This is a genomic window from Aeromicrobium sp. P2_G6 (assembly GCF_056403535.1).
In genome coordinates, this window is the sequence record NZ_JBFUFH010000001.1 from 1183887 (window position 1) to 1205024 (window position 21138).

18 protein-coding genes are annotated in these 21138 nt (G+C 68.4%); 9 read left to right on the top strand and 9 right to left on the bottom strand.

All coding sequences use genetic code 11. The annotated features are described in order from the left end of the window. Positions 1 to 32 precede the first annotated feature (32 nt). Both AC1DVU_RS05825 and AC1DVU_RS05830 read right to left on the bottom strand, forming a co-directional pair. On the bottom strand, positions 33 to 710 hold the full coding sequence (locus AC1DVU_RS05825; protein WP_476921472.1) for a GAF and ANTAR domain-containing protein: 678 nt from the start codon (positions 708 to 710) through the stop codon (positions 33 to 35). 246 nt (positions 711 to 956) lie between these two features. Next, positions 957 to 1799 (bottom strand): acyl-CoA thioesterase domain-containing protein, encoded by an 843-nt coding sequence (locus AC1DVU_RS05830; RefSeq protein WP_476921473.1) that lies wholly within the window; start codon positions 1797 to 1799, stop codon positions 957 to 959. A 97-nt stretch (positions 1800 to 1896) separates the two neighbouring features. On the opposite strand from AC1DVU_RS05830, the gene AC1DVU_RS05835 reads away from it, so the two are divergent. Genes AC1DVU_RS05835 through AC1DVU_RS05845 form a run of 3 tightly spaced genes read left to right on the top strand, consistent with a single transcriptional unit; the run spans position 1897 to position 4225 of the window. After that, the gene (locus AC1DVU_RS05835; protein ID WP_476921474.1) at positions 1897 to 2697 is read left to right on the top strand and encodes an SDR family oxidoreductase; all 801 of its coding nucleotides are present in this window, start codon (positions 1897 to 1899) and stop codon (positions 2695 to 2697) included. Further along, positions 2694 to 3761: an NAD(P)H-dependent amine dehydrogenase family protein gene (locus AC1DVU_RS05840; RefSeq protein WP_476921475.1), complete on the top strand. Its 1068-nt coding sequence runs from the start codon at positions 2694 to 2696 to the stop codon at positions 3759 to 3761. The genes AC1DVU_RS05835 and AC1DVU_RS05840 overlap by 4 nt, the downstream gene beginning before the upstream one ends. After that, positions 3758 to 4225: a DUF8021 domain-containing protein gene (locus tag AC1DVU_RS05845; RefSeq protein ID WP_476921476.1), complete on the top strand. Its 468-nt coding sequence runs from the start codon at positions 3758 to 3760 to the stop codon at positions 4223 to 4225. Before AC1DVU_RS05840 ends, AC1DVU_RS05845 begins: the two co-directional genes overlap by 4 nt. Before the next feature lie 5 nt (positions 4226 to 4230). Here AC1DVU_RS05845 and AC1DVU_RS05850 read toward each other — a convergent pair whose 3' ends face one another. Beyond that, positions 4231 to 4824, bottom strand: coding sequence for a TetR family transcriptional regulator (locus tag AC1DVU_RS05850; RefSeq protein ID WP_476921477.1), 594 nt, complete (start codon positions 4822 to 4824; stop codon positions 4231 to 4233). 89 nt (positions 4825 to 4913) lie between these two features. Here AC1DVU_RS05850 and AC1DVU_RS05855 point away from each other — a divergent pair, with 89 nt between their 5' ends. Continuing rightward, positions 4914 to 7052, top strand: coding sequence for an acyl-CoA dehydrogenase family protein (locus AC1DVU_RS05855; protein WP_476921478.1), 2139 nt, complete (start codon positions 4914 to 4916; stop codon positions 7050 to 7052). Here the strand turns inward: AC1DVU_RS05855 and AC1DVU_RS05860 are convergent. The 3 genes from AC1DVU_RS05860 to AC1DVU_RS05870 form a co-directional block, all read right to left on the bottom strand. Then, positions 7038 to 7511 (bottom strand): SRPBCC family protein, encoded by a 474-nt coding sequence (locus AC1DVU_RS05860; protein ID WP_476921479.1) that lies wholly within the window; start codon positions 7509 to 7511, stop codon positions 7038 to 7040. The two genes, AC1DVU_RS05855 and AC1DVU_RS05860, sit on opposite strands and share 15 nt — an antisense overlap. 460 nt (positions 7512 to 7971) lie before the next feature. Next, positions 7972 to 10542 carry an ATP-binding protein gene (locus tag AC1DVU_RS05865; protein WP_476921480.1) on the bottom strand — a complete coding sequence of 857 codons (2571 nt, stop codon included), beginning with the start codon at positions 10540 to 10542 and terminating at the stop codon, positions 7972 to 7974. 56 nt (positions 10543 to 10598) lie between these two features. After that, positions 10599 to 11822: an alpha/beta hydrolase fold domain-containing protein gene (locus AC1DVU_RS05870; protein WP_476921481.1), complete on the bottom strand. Its 1224-nt coding sequence runs from the start codon at positions 11820 to 11822 to the stop codon at positions 10599 to 10601. Positions 11823 to 11892: 70 nt separating this feature from the next. Here AC1DVU_RS05870 and AC1DVU_RS05875 point away from each other — a divergent pair, with 70 nt between their 5' ends. Further along, complete coding sequence (locus AC1DVU_RS05875; protein ID WP_476921482.1) at positions 11893 to 13284, top strand: WS/DGAT/MGAT family O-acyltransferase; 1392 nt, start codon at positions 11893 to 11895, stop codon at positions 13282 to 13284. Positions 13285 to 13302: 18 nt separating this feature from the next. Here the strand turns inward: AC1DVU_RS05875 and AC1DVU_RS05880 are convergent, their stop codons facing one another. Both AC1DVU_RS05880 and AC1DVU_RS05885 read right to left on the bottom strand, forming a co-directional pair. Further along, positions 13303 to 13932 carry a hypothetical protein gene (locus AC1DVU_RS05880; protein WP_476921483.1) on the bottom strand — a complete coding sequence of 210 codons (630 nt, stop codon included), beginning with the start codon at positions 13930 to 13932 and terminating at the stop codon, positions 13303 to 13305. Then, positions 13929 to 14441, bottom strand: coding sequence for an NYN domain-containing protein (locus AC1DVU_RS05885; RefSeq protein WP_476921484.1), 513 nt, complete (start codon positions 14439 to 14441; stop codon positions 13929 to 13931). The genes AC1DVU_RS05880 and AC1DVU_RS05885 overlap by 4 nt, the downstream gene beginning before the upstream one ends. Positions 14442 to 14556: 115 nt before the next feature. Between AC1DVU_RS05885 and AC1DVU_RS05890 the strand changes: the two genes are divergently transcribed. Continuing rightward, the gene (locus AC1DVU_RS05890; RefSeq protein ID WP_476921485.1) at positions 14557 to 15492 is read left to right on the top strand and encodes a hypothetical protein; all 936 of its coding nucleotides are present in this window, start codon (positions 14557 to 14559) and stop codon (positions 15490 to 15492) included. Here the strand turns inward: AC1DVU_RS05890 and AC1DVU_RS05895 are convergent. Beyond that, positions 15489 to 16430: an alpha/beta fold hydrolase gene (locus AC1DVU_RS05895; RefSeq protein WP_476921486.1), complete on the bottom strand. Its 942-nt coding sequence runs from the start codon at positions 16428 to 16430 to the stop codon at positions 15489 to 15491. The two genes, AC1DVU_RS05890 and AC1DVU_RS05895, sit on opposite strands and share 4 nt — an antisense overlap. An 81-nt stretch (positions 16431 to 16511) precedes the next feature. On the opposite strand from AC1DVU_RS05895, the gene AC1DVU_RS05900 reads away from it, so the two are divergent. The 3 genes from AC1DVU_RS05900 to AC1DVU_RS05910 are packed head-to-tail and all read left to right on the top strand — an operon-like array spanning position 16512 to position 21135. Beyond that, positions 16512 to 18686 (top strand): acyl-CoA dehydrogenase, encoded by a 2175-nt coding sequence (locus tag AC1DVU_RS05900; protein WP_476921487.1) that lies wholly within the window; start codon positions 16512 to 16514, stop codon positions 18684 to 18686. Then, the gene (locus AC1DVU_RS05905) at positions 18683 to 19972 is read left to right on the top strand and encodes an OB-fold domain-containing protein (protein WP_476921488.1); all 1290 of its coding nucleotides are present in this window, start codon (positions 18683 to 18685) and stop codon (positions 19970 to 19972) included. The genes AC1DVU_RS05900 and AC1DVU_RS05905 overlap by 4 nt, the downstream gene beginning before the upstream one ends. Then, positions 19969 to 21135 (top strand): lipid-transfer protein, encoded by a 1167-nt coding sequence (locus AC1DVU_RS05910; protein ID WP_476921489.1) that lies wholly within the window; start codon positions 19969 to 19971, stop codon positions 21133 to 21135. The genes AC1DVU_RS05905 and AC1DVU_RS05910 overlap by 4 nt, the downstream gene beginning before the upstream one ends. Positions 21136 to 21138 lie beyond the last annotated feature (3 nt).

Sequence of the window (21138 nt, forward strand, 5' to 3'; positions counted from 1 at the left end):
GCGTTGGTCAGCGAGAGGCATGGTCGAGGCCTTCAGTGCTCGAGGCTGCGGAAGGCATCTGGCAGCTCACGAGTCTTCACGAGCTCAACCACGATGTCCCGGATACGCCTGTTGGACTCCTGCGAGTAGCGGCGCAGGACGTCGAAGGCGTGGTCGGCGTCCAGGTCGAATCGCTCCATCAGGATCCCCTGCGCCTGCCCGATCATGGTCCTGGTGTCGAGGGCGTGGATCAGGCCCTCTTCGTTGCGCATGTTCGCCAGCGCCCCGGCGGCCTGAGCGGCGAACAGCCGAGCAAGGTCGACGTCCTCGAGGTCGAACTGGGTCTCCTCGAGGCCGTAGAGGTTGAGGGCGCCGATGCGTTGTCCGCGCCCGTGGATCTCGGCCGAGATGACGCTCTGGAACCCGAGCTCTGCGGCGGCCGGGCCCCAGCGTGGCCACCGTTCATCGGTCTTCAGGGATTCCGAGTGCACGCTCTTCATGGCGACCGCGGCATCGACGCACGGTCCCTCGCGCAGCTCGTACTGCAGGTGATCGGCCTGTTCGACGCGCTCGCAGGTGGCGCCCAGCGTCACGAATCGCCGTCCGCCGGCCTGGAGCATCGTGACGCCCCCGTATGAGGTGCCGGTCGACTCGACGGCGAATCGCACCACCTCGTGCACGGTGGCCGCGACGGTCTTGCTCTCGGCCAGCGCGATCGCCAGCTGGAGCATCCGCTGATCTGATGGGCGAGACCCGACGAAACTATCCTCGACGTCGTCTTGTCTGCGCCCGTTTCTGGACACGATCGAAGCGTACTCCCGTCCGACTGTTGTGGCGGCGAAACGAATCAGGCCCGATTGAGCGGGTACGTGCACCGGGTTGAACGAAGAGGTGCACATGTTCGCTCAACGACAGGCGCCTGGCGCCGGGGCGGTCGGTTGAACAAACAGCTGGCCGCCTTCCCCTGCGGTGCAGCGTCAGCCCTCGGCGGGCTTGCGGCTTCCGTCGTCCTCGAACTCGACGTCGCCGAAGTCGATCGGGCGCGAGGCGTTGGCGATCGCGGTGACCATGGCCGTGCCCAGCGGGCCGGCACGGTCGAAGACCTCGACGGTGCCAACGGCGATGCCGTCGTACTCGACGCGGTCGGTCGCCGACAGGCCGATCTCGCGGCTGACCGGCGGCCGGGCGAGGGCGAGGGTGATGTCGGTGTTGATGAACTTCACGCCCTCGGTGCCCCAGTTGACGACCATGCTGGTGCCGTCGGCGATGCTCGCGACCGACTGGAACGGCGTACCCGGCTCACCCTCGACGACCGGCAGTCCGGCCTGCCACGTCTGCTTGCGCCCGGCGTTCTGGTGCTCGGGGAACGACTGCGACCACGGGGAGTCGCTGAGGAAGTGCGGCACGCGGGGCTCGTCGCTCGGCGGGACCAGGTCCTCCGGCGGCGGCTCGGGGTGCTCGAACGGTGTCCACACGTCACCCTTGGGCGTCTCGGTCGGCAGCAGGAAGATGCAGCTGGCCCGCGCGACACGCTCGCCGTCCTGGAGCAGGACCGCGTCGATCAGGCAGATCCGACGCCCCTCGCGTACGACCTCCGTCTCGACGGTGCACGGCGACATCGTGGCCGGCTGGAACAGGTCGACGGTGTAGCGGGCCGGGTGCAGGTCGTCGCGGCCGAGCTCGGCCAGGCGCATCTCGACGGCGCGGGCCAGGGCTCCGCTGACGGCGACGCCGTGCATCTGGTCGTGCTTCCACATGCTGCGGGCGATCTCGGCGGGGACGAGCTGGTCGCCCTCGAGGGTGAACATGGCCAGGGACATGAGCTAAGCCTGTCAGTCGTCGATCGCATGCGCTCAGCTGAAGCCGGCACCCCGGCAAGACTAGAACGTGTTTCAGTTTTGCGCTACTGTCCCCGCCATGGTGCTTGAGAGATTCCGGCTCGACAACAGAGTCGCCGTCGTCACCGGTGCAGGCCGCGGGATAGGGGCCGCCAGTGCCCTCGCGCTCGCTGAGGCCGGCGCTGATGTCATCCTGGCCGCACGTACGGAGGACCAGCTGCAAGAGGTCGCTGCGCAGGTCGAGGCCCTGGGACGCAAGGCCGTCGTCGTGGCAGCCGACCTGTCCGACCTCGACCAGGTCGCCGGGCTCGCGCAGACCGCCGTCGACACGTTCGGTCAGCTCGACGTCATCGTCAACAACGTCGGCGGGGCGATGCCCAAGGAGTTCGTACGCACGAACGTGGCCGCGCTCGAGGGTGCGTTCCACTTCAACGTGTCGACCGCGCACGCGCTGACCCGCGCCGCACTGCCGCACCTGCTGAAGAGCCAGGGTGCGGCGGTCGTCAACATCTCGTCGGTCATGGGCCGGGTGAGCGGACGCGGCTATCTCGCGTACGGGACGGCGAAGGCCGCGCTGGCTCACTGGACCCGCCTCGCCGGGCGTGACCTCGCACCCCGGGTACGCGTGAACGCGATCGCCGTCGGGTCCGTGGCGACCTCCGCGCTCGAGATCGTGACCGGCGATGAGGGCCTCACGGCGCTGATGGAGGCCAACACCCCGCTGCGCCGCATCGGCGATCCCGACGACATCGCCGCCGCCGTCCTGTTCCTCGCCAGCCCGGCCGGCGGCTACCTCACCGGCAAGGTGCTGGAGGTCGACGGTGGCATCGACCAGCCCAACCTCGACATGGCCCTGCCTGACCTGGGAGAAGAACTATGAGCATTCGTGTCGTCGCATGGAGCACGGGCAATGTCGGCAAGCACGTCCTCGCGGGCATCGACGCCCGCCCGGACCTCGACCTCGTCGGCCTCTGGGTGTCCAACCCCGACAAGGTCGGCAAGGATGCCGGACAGCTGGCCGGCCTCGGCCGCGACCTCGGCATCCTCGCCACGAACGACGTCGAGGAGATCATCGCGCTCAAGCCCGACTGCGTGCTGCACTCCGCGATGGCCGACGACCGGCTGTTCGAGGCGATGGCCGACCTCGAGCGACTGCTGCGGGCCGGCATCAACGTGGTGTCGAGCGGCCCGGTGTTCCTGCAGTACCCCTCCGGCGTCGCGGTCGACATGGCCAAGGGCGTGCAGGAGGCGGCCGTCGAGGGCGGCGTCTCGCTGTACGTCAACGGCATCGACCCGGGCTTCGCCAACGACTGGCTGCCGCTGTCGCTGACCAGCATCAGCGAGCGCATCGACCAGGTGCGCTGCTCGGAAGTGCTGAACTACAACACGTACGACCAGGGGATGATCGTCTTCGACGTCATGGGCTTCGGCAAGCCGATGGACGAGATCCCGATGCTGCTCGAGCCGGGCATCCTCAGCATGGCGTGGGGCAGTGTCGTGCACCAGATCGCCGCGGGGCTCGGGGTCGAGCTCGATGACGTCGAGGAGTTCTACGAACGGCTCCCGGCGACCGAGTCGTTCGACATCGACAGCGGCCGCATCGAGAAGGGAACGGTCGCGGGCCTGCACTTCGAGGTACGCGGGATGGTCGGCGACAAGGCGGTCGTCGTGCTCGAACACGTGACGCGGGTCCACGACGACATCGGCCCGGACTGGCCGCAACCTGCCGGCAAGGGCTGCTATCGCGTCGAGATCAAGGGCGAGCCCAACTACACCCTCGACCTGCAGCTGCTCGGCACCGACGGCGACCACAACACCGCCGGCCTCAAGGCGACCGCCATGCGGCTGGTCAACGCCGTCCCGGCGGTTGTCGACGCCAAGGCCGGGCTGGTCACCACGCTGGACCTGCCGCTGGTCACCGGCCGCGGCCTGGTGGTCACATGAACGCGCGGCTCGGTCGCCTGATCGCGATCGCCACGATCGCCGGCGCCCTCGTCCTCTCGCCGGTCACCGCGGACGCCGCGACCGGCTGCTCGCAGGCCGGATCGCAGGCGGCCTCGCAGAAGTACCTCGACGCCTTGGTCGACCGCAACGCCGCCTGGTCGATCCCGCTCGACCCGTTCGTGCTTCGCATCGAGAACGGTCTGCCCACGGCGGTGTCAGCGTTCGACCTGAAGCTCGATCTCTACCTGCACGTCCAGTACTCGGTGTTCACGTCGATCGAGAACGTCGGGTGGACGTGGCAGCCCGATGGCCGGGAGAACATCATCAACGCCACCTACGACATACCGGTCGGCGTTTCGGACGTGCCGCTGGGGAGCTCGACCGTGGTCGAGGACTTCACGCTGACCGCCGACTGCAAGATCAAGCGCATCGACGCGACGTTCACGATCGAACCGGCGGCTTGAACCAGCTAACGCAGCAGCAGGCGTACGGCGACATCCATCGACTTGGTGACGTCGTCGGCCGACGTACGACCGGTGACCCAGCCCATGAGCGCCGACAGCCACACGTCGCCGATGACGCGGACGATCGCCATGTCCTCGTCGGTGGGCTCGCGGGCCTCGTCGGTGCCGTCGATCGCGTGCGTGATCATCGCGGTCAGCTTCATGCCGACGAGGTGGATTTCCTCGGCGACCGACGCGTCGGCGAACATGAACGCGCGGGTCAGCGCCTCGGTCAGCTGGGGCTGCTTCTGCAGGGCCGTCGTGGTCACGCCGAGCACGTGCATGACGCGCTGGTGCGGGGTGTCGCCGGGCACCGCGCGGGTGCGCGACTGCGCCTCGGCGCGCTCGAACTCACGCCCGAGGGCGGTGACCAGGAGATGGATCTTCGACGGGAAGTAGCGGTAGAGCGTCCCGAGTGCGACATCCGCGTTGTCGGCGACCGCGCGCATCTGCACGGCGTCGAACCCGCCAGAATCCGCAAGGGCGATCGTGGCATCGAGGATGCGACGGCGGCGTTCCCGCTGGGCGTTCGAGCCGGGAGTCTCGGTCGTGCTGGTCATCCGGCATCGTCTCCTGTCCACGATTTGCTGACGGCGGCCTCGCCGGGCGTCGGTATGATTGAAACACGTTCTAGATGCGGAGGCGACAGATGCCCGTCGGCGTGACTCGTGATCACCTAGAACTGAGTACCAGTTTACGGGCCTGGGCCGCTGGACTCGGCGGCCCCGCCGCGCTGCGAGATGTCGAGACCGATGCCTCAGCCGCGTTCGCGAAGACCTGGCAGGCCGTCGTCGAGACCGGACTGCCCGCCATCGCCATAGACGAGCTGCACGGCGGCGGTGGGGGCGACCTGCTCGACCAGATGGTTGCGTTGGAAGCTGCGGCGTACGCCCTGGTGCCCGGACCGCTACTGGGTACGCCCGTGGTCGCCCAGCTCACCGAGCACGGCGACGTGCTCGCCGGGATCGCCGCCGGCGCCAGTGCCGCGGTTGCCGTGACGGGTGCGGTCACGGTCGACGAGTCCGGCGCTCGCGGTGCCCTCGACGTCGTGCTCGACGCCGTCGAGGCCCACTGGCTCCTTGCACCGGCGACGGACGGCTCGTGGGTGCTGATCGACGCCGAAGGCTGGAAGGCCGAGCCTGAGATCGGCCTCGACCTGTCCCGCCGCGGCGGGCGGGTCCACGTGGCCGCGACAGCCGACCAGGTGAGATTCCTGCCCGACGTCGACACGCAGCACGTACGCCGTGTGCTCGTTGCGCTCGCAGCGGCCGAGGCGGCCGGCGTGGCGCAGTGGTGCCTCGACACGGCCGTGCAGTACGCCAAGGTGCGCGAGCAGTTCGGCGCGCCGATCGGGTCGTTCCAGGCGATCAAGCACCTCTGCTCGCAGATGCTCGAGACCACGGAGTCCGTGACGGCCGTCGCCTGGGACCTCGGTGCGGCGGCACGGCCAGACGTGCCGGGAGGGGAGGCGGACTATGCCGCCGACGTCGCCGCGACCGTGGCCTTCGACGGTGCAGTGTCTGTCGCGCAGGACTGCGTCCAGGTGCTCGGCGGCATCGGCTTCACGTTCGAGCACGACGCGCACCTCTACCTCCGCCGGGCGATCGCACTGAGCGTCGCCGTCGCCTCGCTGACCGGGGGCTCGGAGCAGTCCGCGGCCCGGCTGGCCAGGCGTGCCGGCACAGGGCAGCGCCGGGTGCCCGAGATCGACTTCGGTGGGGCCGATGGCGAGTTCCGCGAGACGACGCGCCACGAGATGACCGCCATCGCCGAGCTGCCGGCGGACCAGCAGCGAGCCGCTCTGGCGAAGGCCGGCTACCTGACACCGCACTGGCCGCGGCCGTACGGCCTCGATGCCGGACCGGTCGAGCAGCTCGTGGTCGACGAGGAGCTGGCCCGCGCCGGGCTCAGCCGCCCTGACATCGCGATCGGTGGCTGGGCCGTGCCGACGATCATCGGGCACGGCACCGACCAGCAGGCCGAGCGGTTCGTCCTGCCGACGCTGCTCGGCGAGCTCAGGTGGTGCCAGCTGTTCAGCGAGCCCGGTGCGGGCTCCGACCTCGCGTCGCTCAGCACCCGCGCCGTAAGCACCGAGGGTGGCTGGCAGCTGACGGGTCAGAAGGTGTGGACCTCGCGGGCGCGGGAAGCCGACTGGGCGATCTGTCTCGCGCGTACCGACCGCGATGTCGCCCAGCACAAGGGGATCACCTACTTCCTGGTCGACATGACCTCGGCCGGGATCGACACCCGGCCGCTGCGCGAGCTGACCGGCGACGCGATGTTCAACGAGGTGTTCCTCGACGAGGTCTTCGTGCCGGACGACTGCGTCGTGGGCGAGGTCAACGAGGGGTGGAAGCTCGCGCGTACGACCTTGGCCAACGAACGGGTCGCGATGGCCGGCACCAAGCTGGGCATGAGCACGGAGCGCGCCGTCGAGCTGCTGGCCGGGCGTGAGTCCGAGACCGACGCGGCGCTGGTCGGCCACCAGGTCGCCCTCGCGACGGTGTGCCAGCTGCTCGGGGTGCGGTCGACGCTGCGGTCGATCGCCGGGCGCGGTCCCGGAGCGGAGTCGAGCGTCGCGAAGCTGCTGGGCGTACGCAACCGGCAGGAGGCGTCCGAGCTCGTGGTGCGCATGCTGGGCCCGGCTGCATTGCTGGCGTCGGACGATCAGGTCGCCGCGGACGTGCACGAGATGCTGCTGACCCGGTGCTTGTCGATCGCCGGCGGCACGACCCAGATCCTGCGCAACGTCGTCGCCGAACGGGTGCTGGGCCTACCCCGCAGCTGACTCCCGCTCGAACGATGCCTGGAGTGCGTCGATCGTGACGGTGCGTTCCTTGACGGCGAACCGGCGGAAGATCGGTGAGCCGAACGCCCAGATGCCGTACATCTTGAGCTTGGCGTGGTGGTGGACGCGGGTGGCGTTGTAGCCGTCCGGCTCCAATGCATAACTCGGCCAACCCTCGAACGTGAGCTTGCCCGCCTTCGACTTCTCCCACCAGTGGAAGACCACCCTGTGCGGTGCTTCCAGCTCGGCGATGTCGCCGGGCATCGGGCCCTGGGTCGTCTCGTCGATGAAGGTCGTGCCGACGGCCGGCTCACCGGGCGACGTCTGTCGCGTCTCCTTGAGCATGGTGCCCTTCTTCGGCATCCAGGCGTTGTATCCATCGATGTCGACGAGTCGTGCGAAGACCTGGTCGATCGGTGCCTGGACCACTCGCTCGAGGTCGAACTCGACGGTCCTCATGCGGTCAGGATGCTCCCCCCGACGGCGGCGATCAAGGAATCCGCTCAGAGCGTGGGCCCATGTGTCGGCTGAGATGACGATGTCACCACATGCGTCCCCAACTCCGGCACCCACTGAGCCGCAGCAACTCCTGCGCCTGTGAGGTTGTCGCACCGCACCAGCTGCACCCCGACTCGGGCGAGCGGGCAGTTTCCCGAACCCAGCGCCGAGATCGACGTGGCTCGGGTCAGTCCCGACTGTGCGGTGGCACCCGCCGGAGACGTGGCCGAAGCGAGGAGGATCGCCACGGCGATCGCGCTGCCAGTCCGGGTGTGTGTAGAGATGTTCATGATCGTTCCTTCCAGAGGTCCTTCACGCGACGTGCGTGGCTGATACGTCGACGCTAGGAGTGGCCACTGGGGCATCGCATGGGCAGAGACTGCCCACATTTCGAAGGGGGATTGCCCAGGTTTCGGGTGGGTCAGGCGACGCTGACCAGGCCCAGCCGGCGTGCCTCGGAGCCGGCGGCTTCCCGCGAGGTCACGTCCAGCTTGCTCAGGATGGCGGAGACATGGTGGTTGACGGTGCGGACCGAGATGAAGAGTCGTGCGGCAATCTGCTCGTCGGTCATGGAGCTGGCGATCAGTGCGAGCACTTCCTGCTGGCGCTGGGTCAGGCCAGCAGGGTGTGCTGCGGTCGCCGATCGCGGGCCGGCGGGAATGGAGTCGGCCCCCAGGCGGCGGAGCTCCATGCGCGCGATCCGGGCCGCAGCAGGGACCCCCATGCGGTCGAAACGGCGCAGGGCCTCGCGGACGGTGTCAGCGTCGCCGCTGTCGAGAAGCGCCCACGCAGCCTCATACGGCATCGCGCGCTCCTCCCATGCCGCAGCGGCCTCCCGGTGATGGCCGGCCAGACTGAGGGCAACCGGCGCCTCCAACGCGATGCCCGGCAGCGCGGGGGCGTCCAGCCCAGCGCGCCGCAGCCAGAGCAGAAGTGAGCCGACGGCGGTGGGCATGATCTCCCTGAGCCCGGGCTCCAGGCAGCTTTGGAGGTCGCTTCGCGCAGCCGCCACGTCGCCCATCAGCAGATGGCCTTCAGCCCGCGGCACCTTCGTGATCACTCGCCATTCGAGGTCCTCGTTCTGTTCAGCGATTGCGACAGCCTCGTCGAGGGCCCGCATGCTTTCAGGTTGGCCGCGCCGAGCTCGTACGAGTCCGACGACACAGAGGGGCCCGACGACGTTTGCTGGCGAGGCCTTCAGATCCACCAAGGGCTGGGCCAACGCGACGGCGTCGTCCCATCGTCCCCTCGACAGCATCGCCTCGGCATTGGCTGCCCGAATGCAATAGCCGTTGGAGGCGATGTCGTGCTCTTCGCAGTAGGCCAGGCCCTCGACCGTGATCGCATCGAACTCGTCCCACCGCCGCTCCTCGCCGACGAGCGCCTGGTAGTTCCCGTAGGCCCGTCCGGCCTGCCCGTCGGAGCGAGAAGCCCGGGCGACGTCGAGTGCTTCACGCATCCACTCCTCCCAGGGCTCCCCACGGCTGGCGTGCGTGTACGCCTTGGTGTTCAGCAGGTCGCTGACCACTTCCGGCAGGTCGAGCTCGCGCGCCATGCCCTCGGCGCGGCGGATCTTCTCGAGGCGGACGGACAAGTCACTCTCGAACGCCGCTTCCCGCTCAAGCGCTCTGGCGAGCTCTGGCGTCGAGCCGTGTGGCTCCAGCATCTCCACGGCCTGCCGCGCACTGTCCATCGCGTCCCGCTGCAGGCAGAGCCGCCACAACGCGCTCGAGCGAACGCGCAGCGCATTCCCGAGCCGTATCGGGTCGCCGACTCCGCGCCAGAGGGCGACGGCGGCGTCGATGGCTTCCACACAACGTTCCCAGCGGTCGATCAGACCCGATTCGACACTCAGCTCGGTCCAGAGCTTGGCCACCTCCTTGGCCCCGAGACCATCGGTGAAGTTGAGGGCGCGTTCTAGCTGAGCAGCGGCCTCTCGGTGGGCTCCGAGCCGAGCGGATCGTTCGGCGGCCCGCGGGGCGAACCATTGGACTGCCTGCGCATCCCCGGCTCCCTCGGCGTGATACGCGAGTCGGGACTCGTCCGCGTCTCGCTCGATCAGTGCCGTGAGCGCAGCGGCATGGATGGCCGTCGTCCTGTGTGCCGGGATCTGTCGGGCGATCGTCATGCGGGTCAGCTCGTGGCGAAAATTCAGGCCTGTTGGTCCGCTGACCACCAGGCCTGACTCGACGAGCTCGTCGAAGTCGTCGGCCTGGGCCCCGAACACTGCGGTCAGCAACGCCGTGTCGAGCCGGCCGCCCAGCAGCGCGGCTGCCTCGACGGTCCGCCGAGAAGGGTCGCTGAGCCGCGTGGTTCGTGCGAGCACGGCATCTCGAGCCGATGGCGGGATGGTGCTGAGGCCGCCGCGGAGCACCTCGGCCACGAAGAACGGGTTGCCGCCCGTGAGCCGGAACAACTCATCGCCGGACATCGCCGCAGAGCTGGCCAGGTCGTGCACCGCGGTCTGCGACAGAGGTGCCAGGTCGATGCGCCGGGTGGTCGGCTGAGAGCTGAGCTCGCCCAGGACGACGCGCAACGGGTCGCGAGCGGACAATCCGTCGTCGCGATACGTGGCCAGGACCAGGACGGGGCGATCCGTGAGCCGGCGGCCCACGTGGCGTACGAGGTCGAGGGTTGCCTCGTCAGCCCAGTGCAGGTCTTCGAGTACCAGGAGAGTCGGTTGCTGGGCGAGCGTGTCGAGCAGGGCGGAGAAGAGCTCCTCCCGTGGGCGTCCGGCACGGCAAGCCTCGAGCAGGGTGCCTCCGGCCTCCGACGCCACATCGAACAAGGGGCCCAGGGCCCGGGGGGTGAACAGCCCGTCGCAGGCGCCATGCAGCGCGCGCAGGCCGGCCGAATGCTCGAACGTCGACACCAGCAAGCTCTTGCCGATCCCGGCCTCGCCGGAGACGAGCGCCAGTCGCCCGTGACCAGCACGCGCGTCGTCGGCGTAGTCGGTCAGCGCCGACAGCTGGCCCCCGCGTTCGAGCAGCATTTTCGCATTCTCGCCCCGAGACTCGCATCCGTCCATGGGCCGTTGGGGTGGTTCTGTCAGGGCCGGGTAGCGCGGTGCCACTCGAGCCAGCGCTGCACGGCGGCGATCGTGTGCTGGCTGCGGATCGACGAGAACACCTCGAACGCGTGCTGGGCGCCGGGCAGCTCGGCATACGTGACCGAAGCGGACGACTTCTCCTTGAGCGCGGCCACGAAGGCGCGAGCCTGCTCTACCGACACGACGGTGTCGTTGCTGCCGTGGATCACGAAGAAGTCGGGCGCGTGTGCGCCGACCTGGGCCAACGGCGACGCCTGCACGAAGTCCTCGAGGTGGTTCCGCGCGTCCTTGCCGAAGACCCTCGGGCCGAGGAACCTGTCCCGCATGTCGATAGCGGCGCGTTCCTCGGTGATCCCGCCGAGGTCGTAGACGCCGTAGAACGGGACGCACCCGGCGACCGAGGTGTCGGAGTCCTCGAAGCCGGGTTGGTACTCCGCAAGGCCCGGCGTGAGCGCGGCGAGGGCCGACAGGTGACCGCCCGCGGAGCCACCGGTGATGACGACGTACGAGGAGTCGCCGCCGTACTCCTTGATGTTCTCGTGCACCCAGGCGATCGCTCGCTTGACGTCGACGATCTGCGTCGGGAAGCGGTGCTTGGGTGCGAGACGGTAGTTGACCGAGACGCAGACCCAGCCCTGCTGAGCCATCCGGTTCATCAGGAGGATGCCCTGCTGCTCCTTGTTGCCGATCGTCCAGCCGCCGCCGTGGATCTGGATCAATACCGGGGCGTCGGCGAGGTCGCGGTTTTTGGGACGGCGGATGTCGAGGGGGGCCTTCTTGCCGCCCTCGGTGTAGGGCACGTTGCGCAGCACTTCGATGTCGCGCGCGCGGAAGTTGAAGGGCCGGACGACTGATCCGCGGGGGATGCGCAGGTCCAGCGGTCCGGGCAGATCGAGCTCGTCGAGGTAGCCGTCGCCGATGCCCGTGCGGAGCGCTTCGTCGAGCTGGGTGCCGGTGCGGCGTGCGCCGGCGATCGTGTATCCCAGGAGCCCGGCGGCGACTGCGCCTGCGGCAAGTCCCAGCTTTGACGGCTTGCCTTGCCGCACGGTGAGCTCGGCGGCGGTGTCGATCGCAGCGGCGCCCAGCAGGTGCGGAGCCAGCTCGCTGACCGGCCAGCCGAGGGCGAAGCCCGGCAACGCGGACCAGCCACGACGCATCGGGCGTACGGCGTTGAAGGCCAGAGCGGCGAGCGTGAGCTGGCGACAGGTGAACCCGGCTGACATGTGAACCCTCTCCTCACTCTGCCGATCTTTGGGAAGTAGAACAAGTTCTACGCAGCGCTAGGATACGGCCATGGATCGACTCAGTGGCCTCGACGCCAGCTTCCTCTACCTCGAGAGCGGCGCGCAGCTGATGCACGTGTGCGGCGTGATCGTCGTCGACCCGGCGACCATCCCCGGTGGGTACGAGTTCGGGCGGTTCAAGGAGGAGCTGTCCCAGCGCGTCTCGGGCATCCCGATGTTCAACCGCAAGCTCAAGTTCGTGCCGGGCCGGATCGACTTCCCCGTATGGGTGACCGACGACGAGTTCGACATCGACCGGCACGTGCACCGGATGGCTGCGCCGGCGCCCGGCAGCGAGCGTGAGCTGACGGAGGTCGCCGGACACCTCGCCGGCATACCCCTCGACCGGTCGCGGCCGCTCTGGGAGATGCACGTCATCGAGGGACTGGCGAACGGCAAGATCGCGGTGTTCTCGAAGATGCACCACGCGTCGGTCGACGGGGTCTCCGGGTCGAACATGATCTCGTACCTCTGCAGCCTGGAGCCCGAAGCGGCACCGCTCGACACCAGTGCGGGCGATCATCAGCGTGCGCCGTCGGACCTCGAGCTGGTGGGTCGCGGGCTGTTGGCGACCGCGACCAAACCGTGGCAGCTGGCCAAGCTGGTGACGCCGACGGTTCGCACCCTCGTGGAGACTGCGAGCCGGGCGAGGCAGGGTACGGCGATGGCAGCGCCGCTGACCGCACCGCGTACGTCGTTCAACGGCACGATCACGGGGCACCGGTCGATCGCCCTCGCGGACGTCTCGCTCGACGTCATCAAGGAGATCAAGAACGCGATCCCCGGGGCCACCGTCAACGACGTCGTGCTCGCGCTCAGCGGTGGCGCGCTGCGTCGCTATCTCATGGACCGCGACGAGCTGCCCGAGACATCCCTGCTGGCCAGCGTTCCGGTGTCGGTGCGCAACGAGTCGACCAGGACCGGCGGCCGCAACAAGGTCTCTACGATCTTCTGCCGGCTGGGCACTGACGTCGAGGATCCGCTCGAGCGGATCACCGAGATGTCCGTCGCCAACGCGCACGCCAAGGACCATCACACCGCCGTACCGGCAGACACCTTGCAGGAGTGGGCCGAGTTCGCGGCGCCGCGGACGTTCGGGCTCGCGGTGCGCATGGTGTCCGACCTGCGGCTCGCCGAGCGGGCTCCGGTCATCCACAACCTGGTGATCTCGAACGTCCCCGGGCCGCCTGTTCCTCTGTACTTCGTCGGCGCGCGGATCGATGCGCTCTATCCGCTCGGCCCGATCTTCCACGGCGCCGGGCTCAACATCACCGTGATGAGCAACAACGGTCAGATGCACATCGGCGCGATCGCCTGCAAGGAGCAGATGCCGCGCGTATGGGACCTGGTCGACCAGTTCCCTCTCGAGCTGGAAGCGATGCGCAAAGCCGTCCTGGGGTAACACGCCCGCCAGTTGAACTCACTCGCCGCCGGTGACCCCTGCACCCGTCGAATAGCCGACGGGAAGTTCGGGATGAAGAGATTCGTCGCAACGTCCACGGAAGGTGGGGTATGAGTCCAGCCACAGGTTCCGCGCATGGAGGGCGGATCGGTCCAGCTCGCGTCGGGCGTAGGCGGTATCAACGTGTATGCCCTCGCGCGAGAGCTTCGGATGCCACGCCAGCAGCGGCCAGCCGGGAGTGTCCGACTCAACCAGCATTCCCGGGTGTTTGGCAGCGACGATCAGGCCCGCGATCACCAAGCGCTGGGCGTCTGTAAACCGTCGACCTTGCATGTGTGCAACAACTTCAGGACTCATGCAGGACTGGATCTTGGCGATCTCTGCGTCCAGATCTAGGGATGTTGCTCGTGCCTGGTTGGCTGACGCCTTCACGTTTCTGCGCCCGTGATCGAGCACGGTCCGGGTGGGGATAGGTGTGGAGGGCCGGGTCGAAGGCCGTCGAACGCGAGGACGTTGCGTCCGATTGTTGTTGGCGGCGTTCACGCGCCCGGCGAGTGTCGTGGGTACGTCGCCCACGAGCGCCCGAAGCTTGGCGGCCATCGCCGGGTCGTCGCCGATTCGGTGTGAGAACCCTCGTGAGTTCGTCATGCCGCATCCCCGAGGTTGAGATCGTGGTCGGTCAGGAACGTCACTCTTCCGGCAGCGACCTGCAAGCGCCGCGAGAGCGAGCCGTGATGGGCCGCGACGTGAGTCCGGAGGCCCGCTGCTTCCGCTCGTGCAATTGCCTCGGTGAAGATTGCGTCGCCGGAAATGAGGACCAGTTCGTCGAAACGGTGGGACAGATCCTCGGACTCGATCACGTCGAGTAGAGCCAGATCGGCCCCGTCCGGACCTGAGCGGAAAACGAGTCGGGGGTGAACGTCTTTCCATCCCGTTGCCGACGTGAAGAGTCCGATGTGGCTCACGCCGATGACGATTTGATCGCACGGGCGGATTCCGATCTTCAGCTTGATCTGAGCCAACGCCCACTCGGCCTGGCCGACCGTGAGCACGGCCGCGCCGACGACGTTCTCGATGTCCACGGCGACAAATCGTCGGGGAGCGCCAGCTGCCCGCTCCAGCTTCATCTTCAGGTTCCTGCACATCTTGTCCTCCATTCGTGACCCCGGATTCACAGAATGGCACAATTAGACGGGGCCCACTACTAATTTGAAAAAATAGATGTCAACCCCGATTACAAATAGATAATAGGTGGGTGTGTAGACTGTTTGTGTGAATGTAGATGTGACGTTGATTGCGGTCTCGATTCGTTACGAGAACGGGGCTCCACAGTTCGTGGGGTTGCGCGTCGGCGACCGGTGGCCTCGCGCAACGGTGGCCGGGAAGCTGTCGGCTACGGTCGATGCGCTGGTGGGCGATCTTCCACCTGAGTTCGAGCACGTGTTGACGGCGCGCCAGATAAAGCCGGAGCGCGTGACGTTCAGGGACGAAGATGGCGGCGCGCTAAATCTGATCTACACGCTCGCCCTCCCGATCCCTCTGGGGAATCTGGAAGTCGATGGAGCAGAGTGGGTTCCGTTGCTCGCGGCGGCGACCAAGCACGCGGACGCGCGGAAGATCGGCTTCGAGGCGAGGGGTGATGCTGAGAACTCGGGAACCATGCTGGAGTGGTGGAAGGAACTCTTGGAAGAAGACGCCGGGGTTTTCGCGCTTCTACCGCAACATTTCACTGCTCGTCAGGCGCGGGATGTCTACAGCGCCATTTGGGGATACGAGCAGGATGCCGACAGTTTCGGGTCGTGGTCTGGGATTGGACGTAACAGGTCACAGGGTGTGCTCAGCCGATGGATCGAACCAGAACCACTGACCGAAGGCGACCTTCTCGAGCAGTTCGTGGACGTGATCTGCAAGTCGCGCGGGCGGGAGGACGAGAGCGACCACGCGCGCGCCCTAGCTACCGTCGTCGCGCGAGACGCGAGCGAGAAGATGGTCGGTCTGGATCCGTCCAGTCCGATCGAGTCCGCCGGCGTCGTCACGCGTAGCGCGCTCTTTTCTGCGGCCGCACTGATTGCGTACCAAGTGCGCGCCCGTGGTCCGAAGCCTGCTTGGTTCCGCCAGCCCAAGCCGGGGGATACCGACGGAAAACTTCAGGATCTCTACACGCCGAGACCCACATGGGTCTATCCGCCCGCCACCTCGACCGTCTAGGCCGGTTGGCGTTTGCGCATGCGGGTCGTGACCGCGTGGGCTGCTTCGAGCAGGGCGGGTACGAATGCCTGGTGCTCCAGCACGCAGCCGGCATGCCCGCAGGCGGCCTCGTGCACCGTCGCTCCAGGGATCCGGTCGGCGATGTCGCGCTGGCGATCAGGCGGGATCACCCGGTCCTTCGTGGTCACGACGACCGCCGTGGGTACGTCGATGTCCGACAACCACCGGGTCGAGTGGTGCCGGCCGAGGGACGCCACGGCCTGGCCAACGGCCCACGGGCTGCTGGCACGCCACTGCTTCATCGCCCAGCGAGCGGTGTCGGAGCTGTCGGCGTCGATCGCATCGACGGCGGCCGAGCTGGCCCGGCGGACCACGCTCGAACGGGACAGCGTCGCGCTCAGTCCCATGCCGAGCTCCATACCCGCATGGAAGATGCGCTCGCGGCCGTTGGTGCGGAAGTGCGCGGTGCTCGCGGCGAGGATGAGCCCGCCGACGACATCGGGGTGCTGCCGCCACACGCGCTGCGCGATGACGGATCCCATCGAGTAGCCGGCGACGATGGGGCGGTCGAGGTCGAGCGCATCGATCACCGCCGCGACGTCGGTGGCGCAGTCGGAGATGAGGAAGCGCTCCGACGTGATGCCCCGGCCGTGCCAGCGCTGGTCGAACGTGATGACCCGGTAGTGCTCGGCCAGACGGGGGATGGCGGGGAACCAGGTCAGCTGTCCGGTGCAGCCCACAGCATGCAACAGGATGATCGCGGGCGCGTCCGGCGTCGGCCCGGGTACGTCCGTGAGCCACGTACGGCCACGCCGGGGCAGGTCCAGCCAGCGCCCCTCGGGCAGGTCCACAGGAGGCAGGTCGAACAGGTCCCACGACGCGGGGTCGGGCAGCAGGTGTCGTACGAGCGACAGCGGCAGCTTGAGCGGGTTCCGCACACATCCTCCTCGAGACAGAGCTCCACAGAGTAGAACACGTTATAGTTTTGCACGAGAAGGCTGCCACTCGAAGGATTGGGGATGTGCGTGGACTCGGTGCTTGACGAGGTGCGCTCCGTCATCGGCGATGTGCTCGACCGCGGTGACGGGACCTGGCGCGCGCTCCAGGAGTCCGGGCTGCTCGCGCTGGTCGCCCCGAAGGAGCACAGCGGCGAGGGCTTGGGCATGGCCGAGGTCGCCGTGCTGCTGCACGAAGTCGGGCGCCGCGCGGCCGAGCTCCCGGTCTGGGAGACCGTCGCCTGCGGCCTGTTGCCCCTCGTGCAATCGGGCTCCGCGACGTTGCAGGCCGACCTCGTCCCGCAGGTGCTGGCCGGCGAGCTGCTGTTCGCACCAGCGCTCGGAGAGCCGGGGTCGGCGCTGCCGCGCGATCCCTCGACGGCGTACGACAACGGCACCGTGTCGGGCACCAAGATCGGCGTGCCGGTGCTGGATGGGAAGACCCTGCTGCTGGTCTCGGCGACCGGCGGAAGCGTGGTGCTCGTCGATCCTGACGGCCCCGGGGTGAGCCGGGTCGACACCGGGACCTCCCGCGGGGCCACTGAGGCGACGTACACCTTCGACTCGGCTCCGTCGCTCGGAGAGCTCGACGCCGAGGTCGTGCGCAGCCATGCCATCGCGGGCCTTGCCGCCCTCGGCGCGGGACTCGTCGAGGGTGCCCGTGACCTGACTGCCGGCTATATCCGCGACCGCCGCCAGTTCGGTCGCGCTCTCGCGGAGTTCCAGGCCGTCGCCCAGCAGATCGCCGACGTCTACATCGCATCGCGGACGTTCTCGCTGACCGCCGGCGAGCTGGTTCGCCGCCTCGACGCGGGCGATCCGGTCGACGACGACCTGGCCATCGCGGCGTACTGGTTCGCCGACCGCGCGCCATCCGTGCTGCAGATCTGCCAGCACCTCCACGGCGGCATGGGCGTCGACATCACCTATCCGCTCAACCGCTACTTCTCGGGCGTACGCGACATCGCCCGCCAGCTGGGCGGGCCGGCGGCGCTCAACGCGGTGCCGGTCACCGAGTCCGACGGCAAGAACGCCGAGCTGACCGCGGAGGAGCGGGCGTTCAAGCAGGAGGCGCGCGACTATCTCAGCGGCCTGGCCTCCGACGCCGATCGCGACGAGATGCGCACCGACCGGCACGGTCCGGCGTACCACCGGATCATCAAGCAGATGGGCGCCGACGGCTGGATGGGTGTCGGCTGGCCGAAGGAGTACGGCGGCCAGGGGCGCGGCGTCATCGAGCAGCAGGTGTTCGTCAACGAGGCGGCGCGGGCGGACGTGCACCTGCCGTCCGTGACGCTGCAGACCGTCGGGCCGACCCTGCAGGCATACGGCACCCAGGAGCAGAAGGACATGTTCCTCGCCGACATCGTCAACGGTGACGTGCACTTCGCGATCGGCTACAGCGAGCCCGACGCCGGCACCGACCTGGCGTCGATGCGCACGACGGCCCGGCGCGACGGCGACCACTACGTCGTCAACGGCCAGAAGATGTGGACGACCGGCGGTCACGTGGCCGACTACGTATGGCTCGCCGTGCGCACCGATCCGGACGCGCCGCCTCACCGCGGCATCTCGGTGCTCATCGTCGACACCCGCGACCCCGGCTTCTCCTCGACGCCTATCGTCACCAGCGACCACTCGCACCACACCAACGCGACGTACTACAACGACGTACGCGTGCCGGTCGACATGCTCGTCGGAGAGGAGAACCGCGGCTGGCAGCTCATCACGACCCAGCTCAACCACGAGCGCGTGATGCTGGGCCCTGCGGGCCGGATCGAAGGGCTCCGCGACCTGGTGCGCGAGTGGGCGAAGGACCGCGTCGCACCGGACAGCACCCCGCTGCTGGACGTCCCGTGGGTCCATGACGTCCTGGCGCGCGCGACCGCATCGTTCCGCGTCAACGAGCTGCTCAACTGGGCGGTTGCCCGTGGCTCGTCGTCCGATCGGGCGACCGTCGCGGAGGCGTCGACGTCCAAGGTGTTCGCCAGCGACGAGGTGCAGCGGCTCGGGCTGGCGCTGATGGACGTCGTCACGACGTACGGCGACCCTGCCGACCCGGCGACGGGCCGGCTGGCGGAGTATCTCGACGCAACCAGCAAGCGCAACCTCGTGCTCAGCTTCGGCGGTGGCGTCAACGAGGTACAGCGCGAGCTGATCGCGATGTTCGGCCTCGACCTGCCGAGGGTGCCGCGATGATGGGCCACGACGAGATCCTCAAGCGGGTCGAGGAGATCAAGGCTCGTGGCAACAGCCCGCTCCGGGAGGCGCCGGACCCGGTGAACGCACCGATGATCCGGCACTGGGCCGAGGCGATCGGCGACACCAACCCACGCTGGGCGCCCGGTCCCGACACCGAGGCGCCCCCGGCGATGGCGCAGGTGTGGACGATGTACGGGCTCAACCACGAGCGCATGCCCGGCGACCCGCTGCCCGACACCATGAGCGTGTTCGACGAGGCGGGCTACACCTCAGTGCTCGGCACCAACTGCGACCAGACGTATGCCCGGACGCTGCGACCCGGCGAGGTCCCGGCGATCAGCACCCGGCTCGACGAGGTCGTCGGCCCCAAGAAGACCGGCGTCGGCGAGGGCTACTTCGTGACGACGAAGAGCGTGTGGACGGTCGGCGACGAAGAGGTCGCGACGATGACGTTCCGCGTCCTCAAGTTCAAGCCCGGCACCGGCCGCGCGTCGGTGGACAAGTCGCAGTCGGCCCGGCCGATGATCAACCGCGACACCGAGTTCTTCTGGGCGGGCACCGCCGCCGGCGAGCTGCGCATCCAGAAGTGCAACACCTGCGGCGAGCTGCGCCACCCGCCCGGCCCGGTGTGCCCGTCCTGCCATGCGATGGATCGCGGGTATGTCGTCGCGTCCGGTCGCGGCAAGGTGCACTCGTTCCTCGTGCACCACGCGCCGGCCGTCCCCGGCAAGCAGCTGCCCCTGACCCTCGCCCTGGTCGAGCTCGACGAAGGCGTCCGGATGATCGGCGAGGTCGGTGGCCAGGTCGACATCGGGGACGCCGTCGAGGTCTGGTTCGACCCGATCGACGACGACGTGACTCTGGCGAAGTGGCGACCGGCCGGCTCGGCGCCACCACCACCTGTGCCCGAGCCTCCCTCGGACATACCCGCCTGGGAGCTGCCGATCACGCCGACCCTCGTGGTGTCGACGGCGCTGGCCACCCGGGACTTCCAGGACGTGCACCACGACCGCGACCGGTCGATCGGCCACGGCAGCAAGGACATCTTCATCAACATCCTGAGCACGACCGGGCTGGTGCAGCGCTATGTCACCGACTGGGCTGGCCCGCAGACGCAGATCCTGTCGTGCGCCCTGCGGCTCGGCGCGCCGGCGCACCCGTACGACACCCTGCGCTTCACCGGCAACATCGTGTCCGAGCAGGACGGGGTGACCACGATCGACGTCACCGCTGCCGTGTCGATCGGCATCCACGCCAACGCCCGGCTGGAGGTGCGGCGATGAGTACGTTCAGCGGTGCGGCAGCGATCGCCGGGATCGGCGCGACCGAGTTCTCCAAGGAGTCTGGCCGTTCGGAGCTGCAGCTCTCGGCCGAGGCGACGCTCGCAGCGCTCGCCGATGCCGGCCTTGCCACCTCCGACGTCGACGGCCTCGTCACGTTCACGATGGACTCGACCTCCGAGATCGCGCTGGGCCGCGAGCTCGGCATGGGTGACCTGCGGTTCTTCAGCCGGATCAACTACGGCGGCGGCGCAGCATGTGCGACCGTGCAGCAGGCCGCGATGGCCGTGGCAACCGGCATGGCTGACGTCGTGGTGGCCTATCGCGGGTTCAACGAGCGGTCCGGCCAACGCTTCGGCCAGGTGCAGAAGTGGGCCGCCGAGCAGGTCAACACCAACGGCCTCGACAACGCCTGGTCGTACCCGCACGGCCTGTCGACGCCGGCAGCCACGGTGGCGATGCAGGCTCGGCGCTACATGCACGAGTACGGCGCGACGTCGGCAGACTTCGGCCGGGTCGCGGTGGCGGACCGGCGCCACGCGGCCACCAACCCCAACGCGTTCTTCTACGAGCGGCCGATCACCCTCGACGACCACCAGGCCTCCCGGATGATCGCCGACCCGCTCCGGCTGCTCGACTGCTGCCAGGAGAGTGACGGAGCGGTCGCGATCGTCGTGACCTCCACCGAACGGGCGCGCGACCTCAGGTCCGGCGCGGTGCCGATCGTCGCAGCGGCCCAGGGCAGCGCCGCCGACCAGTTCGTCATGACGTCGTACTACCGCGACGACATCGGCATCCCCGAGATCGGCGTCGTCGGCCGCGACCTCTGGCGCCAGTCCGGACTCTCGCCGGCGGACATCCAGACCGCGGTGCTCTACGACCACTTCACGCCGTACGTCCTGATGCAGCTCGAGGAGCTCGGCTTCTGCGGCCGCGGCGAGGCCAAGGACTTCATCGCCGACGGGGCGATCGAGCTCGGCGGTCGGCTCCCGCTCAACACGCACGGTGGGCAGCTCGGCGAGGCGTACATCCACGGCATGAACGGCATCGCCGAGGGCGTACGCCAGCTCCGTGGCACCTCGGTCAACCAGGTCGACGGCGCCCAGCACGTGTTGGTGACTGCGGGAACCGGCGTACCGACCTCAGGGCTGATCCTCGGCGCCTGACCC